The organism is Nostoc sp. UIC 10630, assembly GCF_010747425.1.
Taxonomy (GTDB): domain Bacteria; phylum Cyanobacteriota; class Cyanobacteriia; order Cyanobacteriales; family Nostocaceae; genus Nostoc.
Genome location: NZ_JAAGOG010000039.1, coordinates 31,513 through 48,427 on the forward strand (window position 1 = coordinate 31,513; position 16,915 = coordinate 48,427).

General features: G+C 42.0%; 15 protein-coding genes. 8 read left to right on the top strand and 7 right to left on the bottom strand.

Going from position 1 to position 16,915, the window contains the following annotated elements:
- Positions 1 to 100: 100 nt before the first annotated feature.
- From G1O98_RS12360 to G1O98_RS12380, 5 genes are all read right to left on the bottom strand, one after another.
- Entirely contained in the window at positions 101 to 769 is a 669-nt protein-coding gene (locus tag G1O98_RS12360) for a carbonic anhydrase (protein WP_163929084.1), read from the bottom strand.
- Between the two features lie 170 nt (positions 770 to 939).
- Entirely contained in the window at positions 940 to 1,191 is a 252-nt protein-coding gene (locus G1O98_RS12365; protein WP_163929097.1) for a DUF5340 domain-containing protein, read from the bottom strand.
- Between the two features lie 226 nt (positions 1,192 to 1,417).
- A complete protein-coding gene (trpC, locus tag G1O98_RS12370) occupies positions 1,418 to 2,308 on the bottom strand; it encodes an indole-3-glycerol phosphate synthase TrpC (RefSeq protein WP_163929085.1) in 891 nt (296 codons plus the stop codon).
- Between the two features lie 90 nt (positions 2,309 to 2,398).
- Positions 2,399 to 3,823, bottom strand: coding sequence for a dihydrolipoyl dehydrogenase (gene lpdA / locus G1O98_RS12375; protein ID WP_163929086.1), 1,425 nt, complete (start codon positions 3,821 to 3,823; stop codon positions 2,399 to 2,401).
- 296 nt (positions 3,824 to 4,119) lie between these two features.
- Positions 4,120 to 4,269 (bottom strand): hypothetical protein, encoded by a 150-nt coding sequence (locus tag G1O98_RS12380; protein WP_163929087.1) that lies wholly within the window; start codon positions 4,267 to 4,269, stop codon positions 4,120 to 4,122.
- A 28-nt stretch (positions 4,270 to 4,297) separates the two neighbouring features.
- On the opposite strand from G1O98_RS12380, the gene G1O98_RS12385 reads away from it, so the two are divergent.
- From G1O98_RS12385 to G1O98_RS12415, 8 genes are all read left to right on the top strand, one after another.
- Positions 4,298 to 6,073 (top strand): SWIM zinc finger family protein, encoded by a 1,776-nt coding sequence (locus tag G1O98_RS12385; protein WP_175586650.1) that lies wholly within the window; start codon positions 4,298 to 4,300, stop codon positions 6,071 to 6,073.
- A 446-nt stretch (positions 6,074 to 6,519) separates the two neighbouring features.
- Positions 6,520 to 8,316, top strand: a complete 1,797-nt coding sequence (locus G1O98_RS12390) for a ShlB/FhaC/HecB family hemolysin secretion/activation protein (RefSeq protein ID WP_163929088.1) — start codon at positions 6,520 to 6,522, stop codon at positions 8,314 to 8,316.
- Positions 8,317 to 8,798: 482 nt separating this feature from the next.
- Positions 8,799 to 11,435 carry an EAL domain-containing protein gene (locus G1O98_RS12395; RefSeq protein WP_163929089.1) on the top strand — a complete coding sequence of 879 codons (2,637 nt, stop codon included), beginning with the start codon at positions 8,799 to 8,801 and terminating at the stop codon, positions 11,433 to 11,435.
- 198 nt (positions 11,436 to 11,633) lie between these two features.
- A complete protein-coding gene (locus G1O98_RS12400) occupies positions 11,634 to 12,554 on the top strand; it encodes a histone deacetylase (RefSeq protein ID WP_163929090.1) in 921 nt (306 codons plus the stop codon).
- A 457-nt stretch (positions 12,555 to 13,011) separates the two neighbouring features.
- The gene (locus G1O98_RS38745) at positions 13,012 to 13,149 is read left to right on the top strand and encodes a hypothetical protein (protein WP_167306192.1); all 138 of its coding nucleotides are present in this window, start codon (positions 13,012 to 13,014) and stop codon (positions 13,147 to 13,149) included.
- A gap of 179 nt (positions 13,150 to 13,328) precedes the next feature.
- Entirely contained in the window at positions 13,329 to 13,775 is a 447-nt protein-coding gene (locus G1O98_RS12405) for a tellurite resistance TerB family protein (protein ID WP_163929099.1), read from the top strand.
- Positions 13,776 to 13,976: 201 nt separating this feature from the next.
- Positions 13,977 to 15,332 carry a UDP-N-acetylmuramoyl-tripeptide--D-alanyl-D-alanine ligase gene (gene murF, locus G1O98_RS12410; protein ID WP_163929091.1) on the top strand — a complete coding sequence of 452 codons (1,356 nt, stop codon included), beginning with the start codon at positions 13,977 to 13,979 and terminating at the stop codon, positions 15,330 to 15,332.
- Positions 15,329 to 15,898 (top strand): GNAT family N-acetyltransferase, encoded by a 570-nt coding sequence (locus tag G1O98_RS12415; protein WP_163929092.1) that lies wholly within the window; start codon positions 15,329 to 15,331, stop codon positions 15,896 to 15,898. The genes murF and G1O98_RS12415 overlap by 4 nt, the downstream gene beginning before the upstream one ends.
- Here G1O98_RS12415 and G1O98_RS12420 read toward each other — a convergent pair.
- Both G1O98_RS12420 and G1O98_RS12425 read right to left on the bottom strand, forming a co-directional pair.
- Positions 15,876 to 16,211: a hypothetical protein gene (locus tag G1O98_RS12420; RefSeq protein WP_163929093.1), complete on the bottom strand. Its 336-nt coding sequence runs from the start codon at positions 16,209 to 16,211 to the stop codon at positions 15,876 to 15,878. The genes G1O98_RS12415 and G1O98_RS12420 overlap by 23 nt on opposite strands.
- Before the next feature lie 202 nt (positions 16,212 to 16,413).
- Positions 16,414 to 16,815: a fasciclin domain-containing protein gene (locus G1O98_RS12425; RefSeq protein ID WP_163929094.1), complete on the bottom strand. Its 402-nt coding sequence runs from the start codon at positions 16,813 to 16,815 to the stop codon at positions 16,414 to 16,416.
- Positions 16,816 to 16,915 lie beyond the last annotated feature (100 nt).

Here is a 16,915-nt window from a genome sequence, read left to right on the forward strand (position 1 = left end):
CGGATATATCACAATACCATATTTCTTTTACTTAAAAAACTCTAAAGACACAATAAATCATGTCGATAAAGTATTAATCTCTGTGGCAGTCAATCCCAAATTAGCTCTCATTTTTTAACATCGCATAGAGTCTAAACTCTAGAAGCAAAGGGCAGATGTGTAACTGCCATTGCACAGTTGAGACATTCAAATCTTTGATTAAGCCAGTGCGTATATCTAGTACCCAACCATGAACCATAGGCGCTTTTCGCTCATAAAGTGCCTGACGCATGATAGAAGTTTGGTAGAGATTTTTCACTTGCGCCACTACATTTATTTCTGCCAAACGATTCAGACGTTCTTCTCTGGTTGGTAAAGCATCAATTTCTTCTTGTTTGTGTAAATACAGTTCCCGAATCGGATTTACCCAATTATCAAGAATGCCGATGGTTCTTCCTTCTAAAGCCGCTTTAATTCCTCCGCAGTCGTAGTGACCACAAACAATAATATGTTCCACCTGAAGATGTAAAATTGCGTATTCTAAAACGGCTAAAAAGTTAATATCCGTTAGAGAAACTTGATTCGCAATATTACGATGAACAAATAATTCTCCTGGTTCTGTACGAGTAAGGTTTGTCAAGGGTAAACGACTATCAGAACACCCGATGTATAGAAAAGGTGGTGTTTGTCCCTTAGATAATTCTTGAAAGTAAGTTGGATCTATAGCTAATTTCTCTGCAACCCAAGCCTGATTATTTCTGAAGAGTTCATCAATGCTGTTATATTTCATCTTTCGTCAAATTCGAGAGAGAATCTCATAAATATTTTAGCTGAATTACAGTTTCCGCTAAATCAGTATGAACTTGTTACAATCCAAAATTTGAGAAAGATGACAGTCTTTTTCTACATAAGTAAGTAAAAAGATGCCAAATTTGAGGTTGAGATATCCAGTTATCAGCTTCAATCGGGGGCAACAACTTTGCTACCATTATGATGGTTGATTGACCAACGGTGATCGACAGTTACAGAGGAAAATTCGCAAATTTCTTCTAGTCGTTTTTGTTGTACCGCAGCTTTACGGAGAGTAATAATTAGTTGATTTACCTGATGTCGTAAATCTGGATTATCATTTACTGCTAACATAGTTTGTCTTTCTAAAAGTTGAAGTATAAGTTCGTAGTGAATAGGTGAAGGTAGAGGAATTTGCTCCATGAAGTTTAATTTTGATTTCATATTTGGAATTTTGCCTTAGTCAAATTTCATCTCTCGTACATAAATTGTTACATAAGAAATAACTAGTTGCTTATGGCTTTGATTTGATTAGCGATGAAGATTTAGCAAAGATATTGATAATAGTTGACAGCAAAGTGCTGCGTGTCTACGCATAGTATGCCCCATTAGTTGCCCTGTACTAAGAGGTACAGGGGAAGTTTTTATTTCAGAAATTTTTCGGTAATATAGTGGCGATCGCAGCGCCGGGATCTGGTTGTTTTACCAAAGACTCTCCAATGAGTACAGCAGATGCACCTGCTGTAAGCACTAAACTCAAATCATCTGGGTTGTGTAGTCCTGACTCGCTGACAACAAGGATGTTTTTCTCCTGCAATTGGCTACCCCTTGCAGCTAAAAGTTGGCAAGTAGTTTGCAAGTCAACGGAGAAATCTTCCAAGTTGCGATTATTGATTCCTACTAAAGAGACCCCATCCAAGGCTAACACACGGTCAAGTTCTGCCAAGCTATGGACTTCAATCAGGGCTGCCATTTTCAAGTTGTTAGCAATTTTGAGGAAGTATTTCAAATCTTGATCGCTCAGGATAGCCGCAATCAATAAAATTGCATCTGCACCATGAATCCGTGCCAAGTATATTTGGTAAGCATAAATGATAAACTCTTTGCATAATAGGGGCAAATCTACGGCAGCCCGAATCTTGGCTAAGTTTTCAAAACTACCTTGAAAGAACTTGACATCGGTTAGCACCGAAAGACAACTAGCACCACCTTGCTGATAAGATTGGGCGATCGCTACTGGGTCAAAATCTTCTCGGAAAACGCCTTTACTTGGTGAAGCTTTTTTAACTTCGGCAATCAATGCTGGTTTAGTCTTGCCTTGGCGCAAAGCAGCGACAAAATCACGGGTTGGGGGCGCAGTCAGTACCTGCTTTCGCAATTCTTGTAAAGGAACCTTTTCCCGCATCAAGTCATATTCTGCTTCTTTCTGCCAGACAATTTCTTCCAAGATATTGTTTGGCGCTGAATCAGGTACGGCAGCCTGGTAACGTAACATGGATACAGCAATAGCTGGGTTAGGGGAACGACGACGGATTTGCATAATTAGTCATTTGTCAGTGGTCATTGGTCATTTGTCATTGGTCATTTGTCCTTGTTTATTGACAAAGGACAAATGACAGAGGACAAATGACTAAATAGCTCGTTTATATGCTTCGTCTAGGACTTCCGAGAGTGTCGGGTGGGCGTGAACTAGATGTGCGAGGCTTTGGACGGATTGACGGTTTGCGATCGCGGCTGACGCTTCATGAATTAAGTCTGAGGCGTGCAGTCCGAAAATGTGAACGCCTAAGACTTCTCCTGTGTCTTTGCGATATATCACCTTGGCAATACCGTCGGCTTCATTTTCTGCCAACGCTTTGGAATTCCCTTTGAAGTAACTCCGACTTGTGGCGATTTCAAACCCTTCGGTTTGTCCCAATTCCTTCGCTGCGGTTTCTGTTAAACCTACATAGCTAACTTCTGGGTGGGTAAAAGCTGCTGCGGGGATGCTGCGATAGTCTACTATTCTTTCCCTCCCAACTATATTTTCTACCGCGATGATGCCCTGAGCAGAAGCCGCATGTGCTAACATCATCTTCCCATTAGCATCGCCAATTGCCCAGACATTTGGTACTACTTCACCAGCTGATAGCACTGCCATGCGATCGTCAACTGGGATAAAATTCCGCCGATCGAGTTCTATACCCACAGACTCTAAACCGAGATTTTTGGTCGCTGGGATGCGTCCTGTAGCCACCAAACAAGCATCTACTTCGATGACATCTACATCTTCTTTGGTTTTGAAATCTGCTAACTCAATTACCACTGGTGAACCAGGGGTAACTTTTTTGGCGTATATCCCCACTTTGGTTTCAATATCGCGGGGAGTAATCAGGACTCGTTCGGCAAGTTTGGCAATATCGCGGTCAAATCCTGGCATTAACTGATCTAGGGCTTCAATCAAGGTGATTTCACAACCCAAAGCTGAGTAAACATCAGAAAATTCCAAGCCAATGTAACCACTACCAATAATCGCCACCCAATCTGGTAGCGACTCTAACTTCACACCTTGGTCGCTGGTAAAGACAGTTTTGCCATCTACTTCAATTCCTGGAGGTACAAAAGGAATTGAACCAGGGGAAAGGATGATGTCTTTAGCTGTGATGATTTTTTCGCCACCGTCTCCGGTTACAGCAACTTTTTGTGCCCCAGCGATTTTTCCCCAACCTCTGATAATATCGACTCCTAGACGTTTGAGACTGTTGGTTAAATCCCCTTGAATTTTCGAGACGAGATTATTAGCATGATTAGCGATCGCTTGGCGATCAAATTCCACGCTACCAATTTGAATTCCCAGCGATTTGAGGTGGTGGGCATTGCGTAACTCCCGCACCCGTCCAGATGCCGCCAGCAGCGCTTTAGAAGGAATACAACCCCGATTAACACAGGTTCCTCCCATATCACCAGCTTCAATAATCGCTGTTTTTAAACCACAACTTACGGCGTGTAAGGCTGCGCCATGCCCGCCTACACCAGCGCCGATAATGACTAAATCGTAATCAAATCCTTGACTCACGTTAGGTTCCCCGTCTGCTTCGCCTATTTATTCTCAACTTGACCGACAATCAGCGCAACCCCTTTAACAGTTATCAGTTATCAGTTGTCAGTTTTATTGCTGAGTTTAAGCCCCCAACACATAGTTTTCAGTGAACACTGGAAACTGCTAACTGATTTAAATCCCCTACCATCCGCCTGATAACTATTTACTGATTTAACGTTCAGGTGTTGCTAACTTCAATTATGATTCACTGACTTCGGGCGAAAAGATGGATGTTTTCAGTAATTATAGTCAAATCTAGATACTTATTTTTTTTATACTCCAAAGTAATATGCTCCCGATGGGAGAGACAAGGAGAACAACCAATTCCCAATTCCCAATGCCCAATGCCCAATTCCCGATTCCCGATGACTAATAACTTTACAGCGCCATCGCCTAACACCTAAGCTGGATTTAGGATTCATCCAGAGGATTTACACAGGCGATCGCTCGATGTCTATTCCCCAAATTACTGAATTTACTATCCGCCGTCATGCCAACACCAAATCTTTCCAACGCGGCGAGGCATACTATGAGGCTGGTGCTGTTCATACTGTTACCCAACGTGGTCATCTGCTTCAAGCGGAAGTTGCAGGTACTGAAGCAAGACCTTATCATGTCAATTTGAGTTTCGATAGCAGTGGGTTAACCTCAGCAAACTGCACCTGTGCCTACAACTTTGACGGGTGGTGCAAACACATTATCGCCACGATGCTTGTCTGTGTGCGTGATTCAGAAAGTATTGAACAGCGCCCCACCCTAGAACAACTACTCAATCGCCTGGATAATATCCAAACTCAAAGGCTGCTGCAAGAGTTGGTAAATGAATACCCACCACTAATTGATGCGATTGACCGTCATGTAGGTTGGATGACGAATCCTATTGTTGAGCAAACAAGCATAAAACCCTTGCGTCGCCGTACTATTGATCCAGCTCCCATTCGACGGCAAGTCCGGCAAATTATTCGGGATGCTGTGCGCTTTTTTGAGGAAGGGTGTGAAGAAGACCCGATTGCCGAAGAATTGGTGAGTGTGGTGCAAACTGCGGTAGCTTTTAGCGAACGGGGAGAGGGTGAAAATGCGATCGCTATTTTAGAAGCGATTACCTTTACTTGTGTAGAAAATTGGGACGATATTGCAGATTACGGTGCTGAAAATGATGAAATTGTCGGGGAATTAAATGAGGCTTGGTGTGAAGCAATTCTGACTGCTGAACTTACCCCAGAAGAAAAAGTTGATATTCAAATAAATTTGGAGGCTTGGCAAGATGAGTGGAATGCTGATTTTGGCCTAGTTATGGAAGCTTTACGGCAAGGTTGGGATTATCTGCCCCTAGTGCAAGTTCTCCAAGGTAATATTACCGAAAGGGGAGCTTGGGAAGAAGACGTGCCAGACTATGCAGATGATTTGGCACTAATTCGGCTAAAAATTCTCGAACGTCAAGAACGTTACCAAGAATATCTCTATTTAGCAGAAGCAGAAGGACAAACCCAGCACTATCTCACAATGTTAGGGCGTTTGGGCAGAGTAGAAGAAGCAGTTGATGCTGCTCAAACCCAGATGAACTCAATAGAAGAGGCGTTTGCCCTAGCGAAAGCAATCAGCGAACAAGGGGCATTACAGCAAGCACTAGATATAGCCCAGAGTGGGTTAACTTTACCAGGGAATTGTCAGTACGAATTAGGAATTTGGACAAGTGATTTAGCTGTTGAGTTGGGTAATAGCGAAGCTGCTTTATTAGCAATTAAGGCGGCTTTCCAAGTCAAGCCCTCTTTTGTTGACTACGAAAGGATGGCAGGATTAGCTGGGGAAAACTGGGAAACTGTCAAAATAGACCTGCTGAGAATTATTCGTACTTATAGTGGTTGGGGAACAGAATCAGCCAAGGTAGATATATTCTTGCATGAGGGGCTAATTGATGATGCAATTGCGATCGCTAGTGAACTCAGTTCTTATTATTCAGAATTGATTCATCGCGTCATGAATGCCGCTATCCCTCACAATCCTGCTTGGGTGATTGCTAATGCGCGTCGCCGTGCCGAAAAGATTATGGATGGAGGTAAAGCAGAATATTACTACTATGCGGTTGAATGGTTAAAAAAAGTCCGTGCCGCCTACTTGGAATCTGGCAAGAAAGCTGACTGGTTAAGCTATCGGGAAAACTTGATGCAAACCCACGCTCGTAAACGTAAATTGATGGGAATGTTACAGCAAAGGGAGATGGAGTAAAAACTATTATTTTTAAGCTTTCATTTAATGGGTTGTAGAGACATGAAGTTTTACGTCTCTAGAAAGTTTTGATGACAAATAAACTAATCAAATTGAATGACATGAACCATTAATTCTGATGATTTAGTAGTAAGCACTACCCTGTGGGAACATTGCGCGAACAGTGCTGAAAAATCTAGGAATAAAGTTCCGATCAGCCCTCTTAGCTAATGAGACAAACCACTAAGTCTATTGCTGCGGCAGCAATAGATAATTCCAATATGTCTTCTTGCTGATGCAGATTGAACACCATCAATGCTTTGAAGTTTGCAATTACCAAATTCTTTAGCTTTTAAATTGAGATTTGCCCAAGATATTAACCTTAGCGGCAAAAGATGAAGTAAGATTCACATCTGAGACAGTTTCCGTATAATTCCATAGTTACGGACAAAAAATAGTGCAGTGCGATGATTAATAAATATCCTCAGAATCTTATAGCGTCCCATTTACCACTGAGTATGCTTGTATTACTCAGCAGCATCTCTTCTAATCCAGTGAAAGCTCAGGCTGTTGATACTACACAATTACCAACTAGTACTTTCATCCTTTCACAACAACAACTCCCACCACCACAAGATTTACAACCACCCGTACCTTCACCAGTTCCCTCACCTGAACTGCCTCAGCCACTTCCCCCACCAGCAGAACTATTTCCCCCCTCTGTCCCAACTCCCACACCTGATGAACCACTACCTGGTAAGTTTCCTCAAACTATTGTTGTTGAACGGTTTGAAGTTATTGGTAGCACAGTTTTCAGTCCCAAAGAGTTAGCCCTCGCCACTGCTGAATTTACCAAACGACCAATCTCGCTGACTGAAGTGTATCAAGCACGTTCTAAAATTACTGATCTATACGTCAGAAATGGTTATATTACCTCTGGTGCATACATCCCACCCCAAACAATCAAATCTGGTGTTGTAAAAATTCAGGTCGTTGAAGGTAAATTAGAAGATATTCAAGTAACTGGAACTCGGCGGTTGAATCCGAATTATGTCCGCAGCCGCCTAGCAATCGCTACATCACCGCCTCTGAATCGGCAGCGTCTACTAGAAGCACTACAACTCTTGCAACTGAATCCTTTGATTCAAAATGTTTCTGCTGAACTCTCCGCAGGATCGCTGACTGGTTCGAGTCTTTTAGAAGTCAAGGTTAGTGAGGCAAAAACCTTTAGTAGCCAGATAGTTCTTGATAATGGGCGATCGCCTAGTGTTGGCAGTTTTCGCCGCCGCTTACAATTGAATGAAGCCAACTTATTGGGATTGGGAGACGCTCTAGGTGTCGCTTACACTAATACCGATGGTAGCAACTCCCTTGATGCGAACTATACATTACCACTCAATCCCCGCAATGGCACACTGACTTTCAACTATGGCATCACATCAAGCAATGTGATTGAACCTCCTTTCAACGTTTTAGATATCCACTCAGATTCTCGCTATTACGAACTGACATTCCGCCAGCCCATAGTTCAAACTCCGACACAAGAATTCGCCCTTGGGTTGACAGCCTCCCGACGCGAAAGTGATATTTCGTCTTTGCTACAAAGAGAAGGGTTTCCCGGCTCTGAACTTTCACCTGGAGCTGATGAACAGGGACACACTAAGGTATCTGCATTCCGATTTTTTCAAGAATGGACGAGTCGTAACAGCCGTGAAGTCATCGCCCTCCGCTCTCAATTTAGTTTGGGTATAGATATCTTGAGTCCCACGATTAATCAAAATGCTCCCGATAGCCGTTTTTTTGCTTGGCAAGGGCAAGCGCAGTGGGTACGGCTTTTAGCTCCTGAAACCTTAATGTTATTTCGTTTAAATACGCAACTTGCATCTAGAACACTTCTGCCTTTAGAGCAATTTGGCTTAGGTGGACAAGATAGTATTCGCGGCTATCGTCAAGATTACCTTTTAACGGATAATGGCACTTTTGTTTCTGCGGAAGTTCAAGTACCAATTCTGCGCTTACCCAAGATAGATAGCACGTTACAGGTTGTTCCCTTTGTGGATTTTGGTGTTGGTTGGAATAGTTCGGATAGAGAAAATCCCAACCCTAATACTTTAGCTGCTGTTGGTCTGGGGTTGCGTTGGTCACAGGGCGATCGCTTCACTGTTCGTCTTGATTGGGGCGTTCCTTTAATATCAGTTGAATCAAATGAGAGAACATTACAAGAGAACGGTCTGTATTTTAGTTTACTGTATAATCCTTTTTAAAATTTAAGTGTTAGAAACAGTTTATTCTCTTACCTCATCTACAATAGGCTTCTCTAACGAGATGCTACTTCGACCTAGGAGTACATTAACGGGGGGTTCCCGCCATTAAAAACTAAAAATCAGACGGTTATTTATATAATTCGGAGTTTCTCTACCACTCAGAATAAAAACCCGTAAATATACTATATATTCTATTCAGTGTTTGATTTTATTCTGGGTATCCTAAGAAAGACAAGGTTGGGCTGAATAGACGAAGGGACAAAGCTGATAACTTATCTCTGGGACTTCCAGTTAAAAATTTTTCAACCAACGATCGTGGTTGTAGGGTGTGTTATCGCGATAAGGTAACGCAACTGTTATCTGTAGGTGGTGACAAATTTTATGAAGCAAGTTTTGCTAGAAGTTAAGACTTTCAGAGCGCATTTCTGGGAGTTGTATTTTTCAGATTAAGACAAAAATATATGAGAATTTGAGGAACAGCCATGTTAGGAAATGAGCGGGAAAAAATACGCCATCTGTTGGTCATCAAAGACCTGCAAGGGCGGAGAACTGTCCCCCTGCGAGAGACTACTTATTCTCTGGGCCGGCATCCTGCAAACACCATTGTCTTGGTTTCCCGGTCAGTATCAATGCAACACGCAATTTTGTTGCGAGTAACTGTTCCAGAGACTGACCAATATGGCTTCCAAATTATTGATGGCAACTTCAAGGGTAAAGGAAGTACTAATGGTTTATTTATAAATGGTACTAAAGCCTTTTCTCATAATCTTAGAAATGGAGATACCATTGACTTTGGCAGTCATCAAGCTCAGGCTAAATATTATGCTATTTCCAACATTTCAGAAGAAGTATTTTCTGAATCTTTTGATGTTGAAGACTTATCTGGCTTCCTATCAGAGCAAGCCAGTCCTGCAAATCCTTTTCAAACCCTAGCTATCGATCCCAGCTTGGAAGCAGCTAGTGAGTCTGCCTTAGCTCGTCTAGCATCTTTCCCTGAACTCATCCCCAATCCAATTGTTGAGATGGATTTTGAGGGAATAGTTACTTATATCAATCCTGCTGCTACTCTCAAGTTTCCCAAACTTAGGGAAGTTGGCACAGAACACCCAATATTAGCAGGACTCCTGAGTACGGTTAAAAATTTAGAAAAAAATTCTTTTGTGCGGGAGGTGGAAGTAGATACAGAAGTTTTTGAACAATCCGTTCTCTACCTTCCTCAAAGTGATTTAATTAGAACTTTTATTATTAGGGATATTACAGAGCAAAAACAAGCTACAGCCGAATTGCGTCAGCGCGATCGCTTGCTGCAAGCAGTTGCAGAAGCCGCTAATTATTTGCTGGGGGAAATGAATTACGAAACTGGTATTGAGCAAGCTTTAGCTATACTGGGCGAAGCTGCCAAGGCAGATCGTGCTTATCTTTTTCAGAATCATCCCCATCCTGCTACAGGGGAAATAGCAGTCAGTTTGCGGTTTGAATGGACGCAATCTTTAATTGAATCTACCCACCACCATTGGCAGAATCAGGTTTATCAAGGTTCTGGATTAGCCCGTTGGTATACTGTTCTTTGTAGCGGCCAGTCAATTAGCGGACTCACCCAAAAATTTCCGATCGCCGAACAAGAATTCCTCATTAGAGATGGCATTCAATCCCTTCTTTTGGTGCCTCTCCGCTTGGAAAATGAGTGCTGGGGCTATCTTGGCTTGGCAGACTGCACCTTTGAGCGTCATTGGTCAAAGCACGAAGAATCTACACTTTTGACAATGGCCGCTAGTATTATTGGTGCCCGGCAACGTCAGCAAGTAGAAGAAAAGATCCGCTATCAAGCTCTCCATGACATGCTGACAGGGTTGCCCAATCGCCTACTATTTAACGAACTGCTGAGTAAAACTCTGCCCAATGCCACTCGGAATGACGAAAGTTTAGCTGTGATCTTCCTCGACCTGGATCGCTTCAAGGTAATTAATGACACTCTGGGGCATACTTTGGGAGACCAATTGTTAAAAAACGTCGCTCAAAGATTACAAAATTTACTCAGAGGGGGAGACACTATAGCCCGTTGGGGAGGCGATGAGTTTACTATCTTACTCCCACGAGTCACTGATATTGAAGAAGTAACGCAAGTGGCGTACAGAATTTTACAAACCTTAGAAGATCCTTTTTATCTCCAAGGGCATGAACTTTATGTGACTGCCAGCCTCGGTATTGCGTTGCTTGATAACAACAGTCCTGATGCCGAAACACTAATCCAGCACGCAGATGCCGCTTTATACTACGCCAAAGACAAAGGGCGGAATAATTATCAATTCTATAGTGTTTCTCTGAGCGCCAAGAATCCTGAACTTCTGACTTTAGAAAAGAGTTTGCGCTATGCCCTAGAACGTGAAGAATTTACGGTGTTCTATCAACCTCGTGTGAACATTGGCACAGGAGAAATTACTGGTATGGAGGCTCTGTTGCGTTGGCAGCACCCAGAAATGGGATTGGTTGCACCCAGTGTCTTCATTCCCCTCGCCGAAGAAAGCGGATTAATTATCGCCATCGGCGAATGGGTGCTACGGACAGCCTGTATGCAAAATAAAACCTGGCAAGATTCAGGATTGCCACCTATAACTATGGCTGTCAATCTTTCTCTGAAGCAGTTCCGCCAACCCAAATTGGTGGAGATTATAACCAGAGTTTTAGAGCAAACGGGTCTAGATGCCCATTTTTTAGAATTAGAAATTATGGAAACCACAGCCATTGAGGACTTGGGTTTTACCAGAACGGTGTTAGAGGAGCTAAAGCAGATGGGTGTTAACATCTCCATTGATGACTTTGGTACGGGTCACTCCTCGCTCTCGCGCCTACAGCTTTTGCCACTCCACAATCTCAAAATAGATCAGTCTTTCATGAGAGATTTGAAACCGGATTCAAAAGTATCTCATATTATCCAGGCCATAGTTACCTTGGGACACAGCTTGGGATTGAAGTTGACAGCCGAAGGGGTGGAAACAGCAGAGCAATTGGAGTTCTTGAAATCTATCAACTGTGAGGAGGTACAGGGCTATTTCTTCTACCGGCCACTTCCTGAACAGAAAGCAACAGAAATCCTCGAAAGTAAACGACCAATCATCTAATACAAGAAAAAACTGTTTGTACCAGTAACGATACAATAGCATTCATCATAATTCGTAATTCCTAATTGAATAGGGGTTGATACCTCCGTTCCCATACACAGCTTGTTTTGTGTCGGGGTTAAAATTCGGTCACACGACATAACTACGAATTACGAATTACGAATTGTTTATTGTCCTACTGCCGACTTTTTTCGTCCTATGCTGCCAGTCATCTATTCCGACGAATTTTTAGATCACAAGACTGGAAAATACCATCCCGAAAAACCAGAACGTTTAACTGCGATCGCTAATGCCCTAAAAGCAGCTAGATTCACAGATAAAATTGACTGGCGATCGCCCACACCAGTATCAGAACAGTTATCACTGATGTCTATGTTGGTTAAAGCTCATAGCCCAGCCTACATCAAAAAACTTTGGCAAATCGCTTCTAGTGGCGGCGGCCCTTTGGATGGAGATACACCAGTTTCCCCACGCAGTTATGATGTGGCATTGTTGGCAGTTAGTGCATGGCTGGATGGTGTTGAAGCTGTGTTAAGGTCGGCTAATCCAGCTTTTGTATTAGCACGTCCCCCAGGACATCATGCAGAAAGCGATGCTGGGATGGGCTTTTGCCTATTTTCTAATGCTGCGATCGCCGCTTTCTTTGCCCTCGAACAACCCGGAATTAACCGCGTCGCCATTCTCGATTGGGATGTGCATCACGGTAATGGTACTCAGGCGATCGTTGAAACTGAAGCACGTATCGCCTACTGTTCCCTACATCAATATCCATGTTATCCCGGTACTGGGAGAGCCACAGAACGCGGCTTTCATAATAATGTATTAAATTTACCAGTACCTCCTGGTAGTGATATTGCAGTGTATCAGCCATTATTTGAAAGGCAAGTCATACCGTTTTTAGAGAATTTTCAAGCGGATTTACTGATTGTGAGTGCTGGTTATGATGGCAATGCCGCCGATCCTCTAGCAAGTATCAATTTGCAGCCAGAAGACTATGCTTTATTTACTAATTATTGTCTAGGGCTAACTCGTAAAATTCTGTTTGGCTTAGAAGGTGGTTACGATTTTAATACTCTTTGTCAATCAGTTGTAGCGACGATTGAATCCTGTTTACTTTAACTTTCCTTGTTTCCCTCATTACCGAACAAAAGTTCACAAAAGTCAAGCAGGCAAAGGTTTCTTGAACTGAAGAGTTGAAGACAAGTCTCTCCCCCTTTTCTTCCTTTCAAGGATAGGTTTTTTAGTATGTCGAAAATAATTGAGAAAATTCTCAACTATTTAACGTAGTTTGGTCGTTTCAGGATTTAAACATCGGTTGAAATAGTTAAAAAATGACCAAATACAAAATACCAGCCTTTTTAAGCCCTTTTCTGCCTTGTTTCTTCTTCATGCCCCATACTTAATGCGCTTTTTTGTCAAGTTCATCAAATCTTCAGAAATAAAAATTTTGAATGGGGTTCTGAAAGAGCTAAAGTTTTGTTAAGATGCAATTGCTAGCAGTTTCTCAGCGAAATACACCTATCAGGGTGTGGAGAAATAAAAAGTACTAGCAGCACAAATTTTCAAAGGTGAAGCAATGACCACCTATATTTTTTTCGGTGAAGCCTTACGGATGTTGACTAATGCCTATTTGATATCAGCAATACTGTTAATAGCAGCTTCTGGTATAGGTTTAGCGGTAATTGAAACAATAGAAAAGGCAGGAGAACGCTAAATTTACAGATGGCAATTGTAGTTCTTGCTAAAAACCATTGGGTGCAAGTGTTCGCCGTGGATAAATCTTGGGAATACTAAAGCATGAAAGTCTCACAGCGTTACAGTTTTACTTGTAAATCTACCAAACATACAGGTAACTGTAGCGCTATTGAGACTCTAGCCAAGGAGTTACTACAGATGAGTCTATTCAACGCTGTGTTGGGTACAGAAAACCAAACCCAAGCAGCACTCAATTCAGCGGAAGCTTTTGCTGTTATTGTCTTGGCGGCAACAGCTTCAGACGGTTATCTTTCTGTTGAGCAAGCAAATTCTATCACTTTTGTGCTGTCTCGGATGAAACTTTTTACAGGTTATCGTCATGAGATGATGAATAGGCTGTTTGACCAAATATTGGGCATTCTCAAGGAGGATGGTTTTAACGCTTTATTTGATGCAGCAAAGGATTCTCTATCTCAAGACTTGCGGGAAGCAGCCTTTGCAGTAGCCACTGATTTAGTCTTAGCTGAAGGTGTTGTAGCTGAAGAAGAAAAAAGCTTCTTAAACGATCTATATCAAGCTTTAGGCGTTTCTCGTGAGATAGCACTACAAATCATGCAAGTAATCTTAATTAAAAACCGTGGATAGGAAAATAAAGCATCTGCTTAATTAAACTATATAAATAGCTTCTAAAAAAGGCGTGCCAAAGGACTTAAGCTTCTTTGGCACTATATTTTGGTGTTATTTTAAATTTGCGACTTTTTCGAGAAGTCGCAAATCTTGTTGTTCAATGCAGTATTGTGTCATAATTCGATTTTATAATTTTGAACTTTAAATTGTAAATTACTTATGCGTTGTTCTGCCACCCTATCCCAACTGGTTGAAGTTCTTTTGGCCAGTCCGATAAACTTATCTGAAACTGCTTTAACACAAGTAAGTTGCGGTATACAAACAGATAGCCGTACCCTGAAGCTGGGTGAAGTATTTGTCGCTTTGCGAGGCGATAAATTTGATGGACATAAATTTGTGCCAACTGCGATCGCAAAGGGTGCAATAGCTGCAATTGTAGATTTTGAATACGAAAATCCCGGTTTTCCGGTGTTACGGGTAAAAGATACCTTAAAGGCATATCAACAAATTGGCAGATGGTGGCGCGATCGCTTTAATATTCCTGTAATTGGCGTAACAGGTTCTGTGGGTAAAACCACAACCAAAGAATTGATCGCCGCAGTTTTAGGAACAAAGGGGCGAGTTCACAAAACTTATGGAAATTACAACAATGAAATTGGTGTTCCGAAAACTCTCCTAGAACTTGGTGCAGAAAATGACTACGCTGTGATTGAAATGGCGATGCGGGGTAGGGGACAAATTGCCGAACTGACGCAAATAGCGCGTCCAACAATTGGAGTAATTACCAATGTTGGAACGGCACATATTGAATTACTGGGTTCCGAAGAAGCGATCGCTGAGGCAAAATGTGAGTTATTAGCTGAAATGGCTGCTGATAGTGTGGCAATTCTCAACCACGACAATCCTTTATTAATGGCTACTGCGGCGAAAGTTTGGCAAGGAGAAGTTTTAACTTACGGCTTCTCTGGTGGGGATATCCAAGGGCAGTTAATTGATAACGAAACTGTGGAAGTTGCAGGAATCCAACTACCTCTACCGCTACCTGGTCGTCATAATGCCACTAATTTCTTGGCAGCTTTAGCAGTGGCAAAAGTGTTGGAGATTGATTGGGCAAGCCTTAAAGCAGGTGTAGAGGTGGATATGCCTACAGGACGATCGCAGCGATTTACCTTACCCAATGATGTGATAATCTTAGATGAAACTTATAATGCTGCACCAGAAGCGATGATTGCATCTTTGCAGTTATTAGCAGACACACCCGGAAAGCGGAAGATTGCTGTATTGGGTGCAATGAAAGAATTAGGAGAGCGATCGCAGCAGTTGCACCAGCGAGTGGGAGAAACAGTCCGAAAGTTGAATTTAGACGGCTTGTTGGTTTTGGTAGATGGAGAAGATGCCGAAGCTATGGCTCAAAGTGCTGAAGGTATCCCATCGGAATGCTTTGCAACTCATGCCGAGTTAGTGGCTAGGTTGAAGACATTTGTGCAAACAGGCGATCGTTTATTGTTCAAAGCCGCCCATTCCGTGGGATTAGATCGGGTTGTCAATCAGTTACGTGCAGAATTTACCCAATGAATCTACCGCTAGAAACCCAACGTCTCATACTGCGAGACTTTGTAGAATCAGATTGGCTAGCGGTTCATCAATACGCTAGCGATCGCGAAGTTGTGCGTTATTTGACTTTTGGCCCTAATAGTGAAGAAGATACCAAAAACTTTTTGCAAAGAGAGATTTCATTACAAGGAGAAGAACCCCGTCAACATTTTGCGCTAGCAGTGACTTTAAAAACCCAACAGCAATTAATTGGTATCTGTCGCATATCCGTTAAGGATATTGATAATAAAACAGGCTCTATTGGATACTGTTTTACTAATAAATTTTGGGGAAAAGGATATGCAACAGAAGCTGTAAAAGCAGTTGTGTCATTTGGTTTTCAGGAGTTAGGCTTACATCGCATCTTTGCGACTTGTCATCCAGAAAACATTGCTTCAGCACGAGTTATGCAAAAAATTGGAATGCAGCAAGAAGGATATTTGCGAGAACACCATTGGATTAAGGGAGAATGGCGAGACTCTTGGCTATATGCCATCCTTGAGCATGAATGGAGAAATCTAGATTTCAGACGTTGTTGGAAAGGCTAGGGCTGTTACTATAACGTCTTTGATAAAGAATTGCTCCCAAATTAGTCACCAAACACGTGATTGCTAGCCACAACAAGATATAAGTAGGAGCCATCACCACGCCAATCATAAACCAAGTATATACGTGCAGGATCATTACAGAAGCGAAAAAGCTAGCAATTCCAGCAGATTGCCATATTTGATGTGATGGGCGACGTAAGGCTACCAGAGCCATTGTTAAAATTGTGACAAGCAAGTTCGCTGGAACGAGAAACGCACAAATACTTATGCAGTTACCACGAGAGAACTCTACTAAGGTGTTAAAATCGAGCATTAATGTTGTTGGGATAGATGTTAGCTTTTTAAGAACTTAATTTATTTTAAAATAACTAAATTTACATTAACAGGTGAGTGAGTAATCACATTGCAAACATAACATAAATTAAAATATTGAGTTGCGTTTTGATACTACTCAATAGTTAGTTAATTATAAAGATTTTGGATAAGTAGGGTGGATGTTTTCCACCCTAGCTGAATTAACCCGGTAAAATCACGGTATCGATAACGTGTACCACGCCATTATCAGCTTCGATATCTGCTGCTAAAACTGTGGCATTTTTAACTTCAAAACCATCTAAAGAATGAATTTTAATCGGTGAACCTTCCACAGAATTAACCGTGCCGAGTTCTGCCAAATCATCCTTTAGCAGCTTTCCTGGAACGACATGATACTTTAAAATCCGCGTTAGCTGGGGAATATTCTGTAAGAGAGTTTGGATAGTTCCCGGCGGTAATTTGGCAAAAGCATCGTCATTTGGTGCAAAGACAGTGAACGGGCCAGGACTTTTTAATGTTTCTACTAAACCAGCAGCTTGTACAGCCGCCACTAGTGTTTTGAAAGACTCAGCCGTAACAGCAATATCAACAATATCAGCCATATACCTACCTAAATTTTTGCAAAAGATTTTAAAGGATAATAAACCTATTTGAAGTTTTATTAAATAGGGGTGGGGGAGAATAGGTAGGGGAGCAGGGAGC

Excerpts from the sequence above, each read along its gene's own strand:
- G1O98_RS12400 (WP_163929090.1), top strand. The coding sequence starts at position 11,634 with ATGCTGCCAGTCATCTATTCCGACGAATTTTTAGATCACAAGACTGGA.
- G1O98_RS12380 (WP_163929087.1), bottom strand. The coding sequence starts at position 4,269 with ATGAATCCTAAATCCAGCTTAGGTGTTAGGCGATGGCGCTGTAAAGTT.
- G1O98_RS38745 (WP_167306192.1), top strand. The coding sequence starts at position 13,012 with ATGACCACCTATATTTTTTTCGGTGAAGCCTTACGGATGTTGACTAAT.
- G1O98_RS12365 (WP_163929097.1), bottom strand. The coding sequence starts at position 1,191 with ATGGAGCAAATTCCTCTACCTTCACCTATTCACTACGAACTTATACTT.
- G1O98_RS12395 (WP_163929089.1), top strand. The coding sequence starts at position 8,799 with ATGTTAGGAAATGAGCGGGAAAAAATACGCCATCTGTTGGTCATCAAA.
- G1O98_RS12415 (WP_163929092.1), top strand. The coding sequence starts at position 15,329 with ATGAATCTACCGCTAGAAACCCAACGTCTCATACTGCGAGACTTTGTA.
- murF (WP_163929091.1), top strand. The coding sequence starts at position 13,977 with ATGCGTTGTTCTGCCACCCTATCCCAACTGGTTGAAGTTCTTTTGGCC.
- G1O98_RS12385 (WP_175586650.1), top strand. The coding sequence starts at position 4,298 with ATGTCTATTCCCCAAATTACTGAATTTACTATCCGCCGTCATGCCAAC.
- G1O98_RS12390 (WP_163929088.1), top strand. The coding sequence starts at position 6,520 with ATGATTAATAAATATCCTCAGAATCTTATAGCGTCCCATTTACCACTG.
- trpC (WP_163929085.1), bottom strand. The coding sequence starts at position 2,308 with ATGCAAATCCGTCGTCGTTCCCCTAACCCAGCTATTGCTGTATCCATG.
- G1O98_RS12360 (WP_163929084.1), bottom strand. The coding sequence starts at position 769 with ATGAAATATAACAGCATTGATGAACTCTTCAGAAATAATCAGGCTTGG.
- G1O98_RS12405 (WP_163929099.1), top strand. The coding sequence starts at position 13,329 with ATGAGTCTATTCAACGCTGTGTTGGGTACAGAAAACCAAACCCAAGCA.
- G1O98_RS12420 (WP_163929093.1), bottom strand. The coding sequence starts at position 16,211 with ATGCTCGATTTTAACACCTTAGTAGAGTTCTCTCGTGGTAACTGCATA.
- G1O98_RS12425 (WP_163929094.1), bottom strand. The coding sequence starts at position 16,815 with ATGGCTGATATTGTTGATATTGCTGTTACGGCTGAGTCTTTCAAAACA.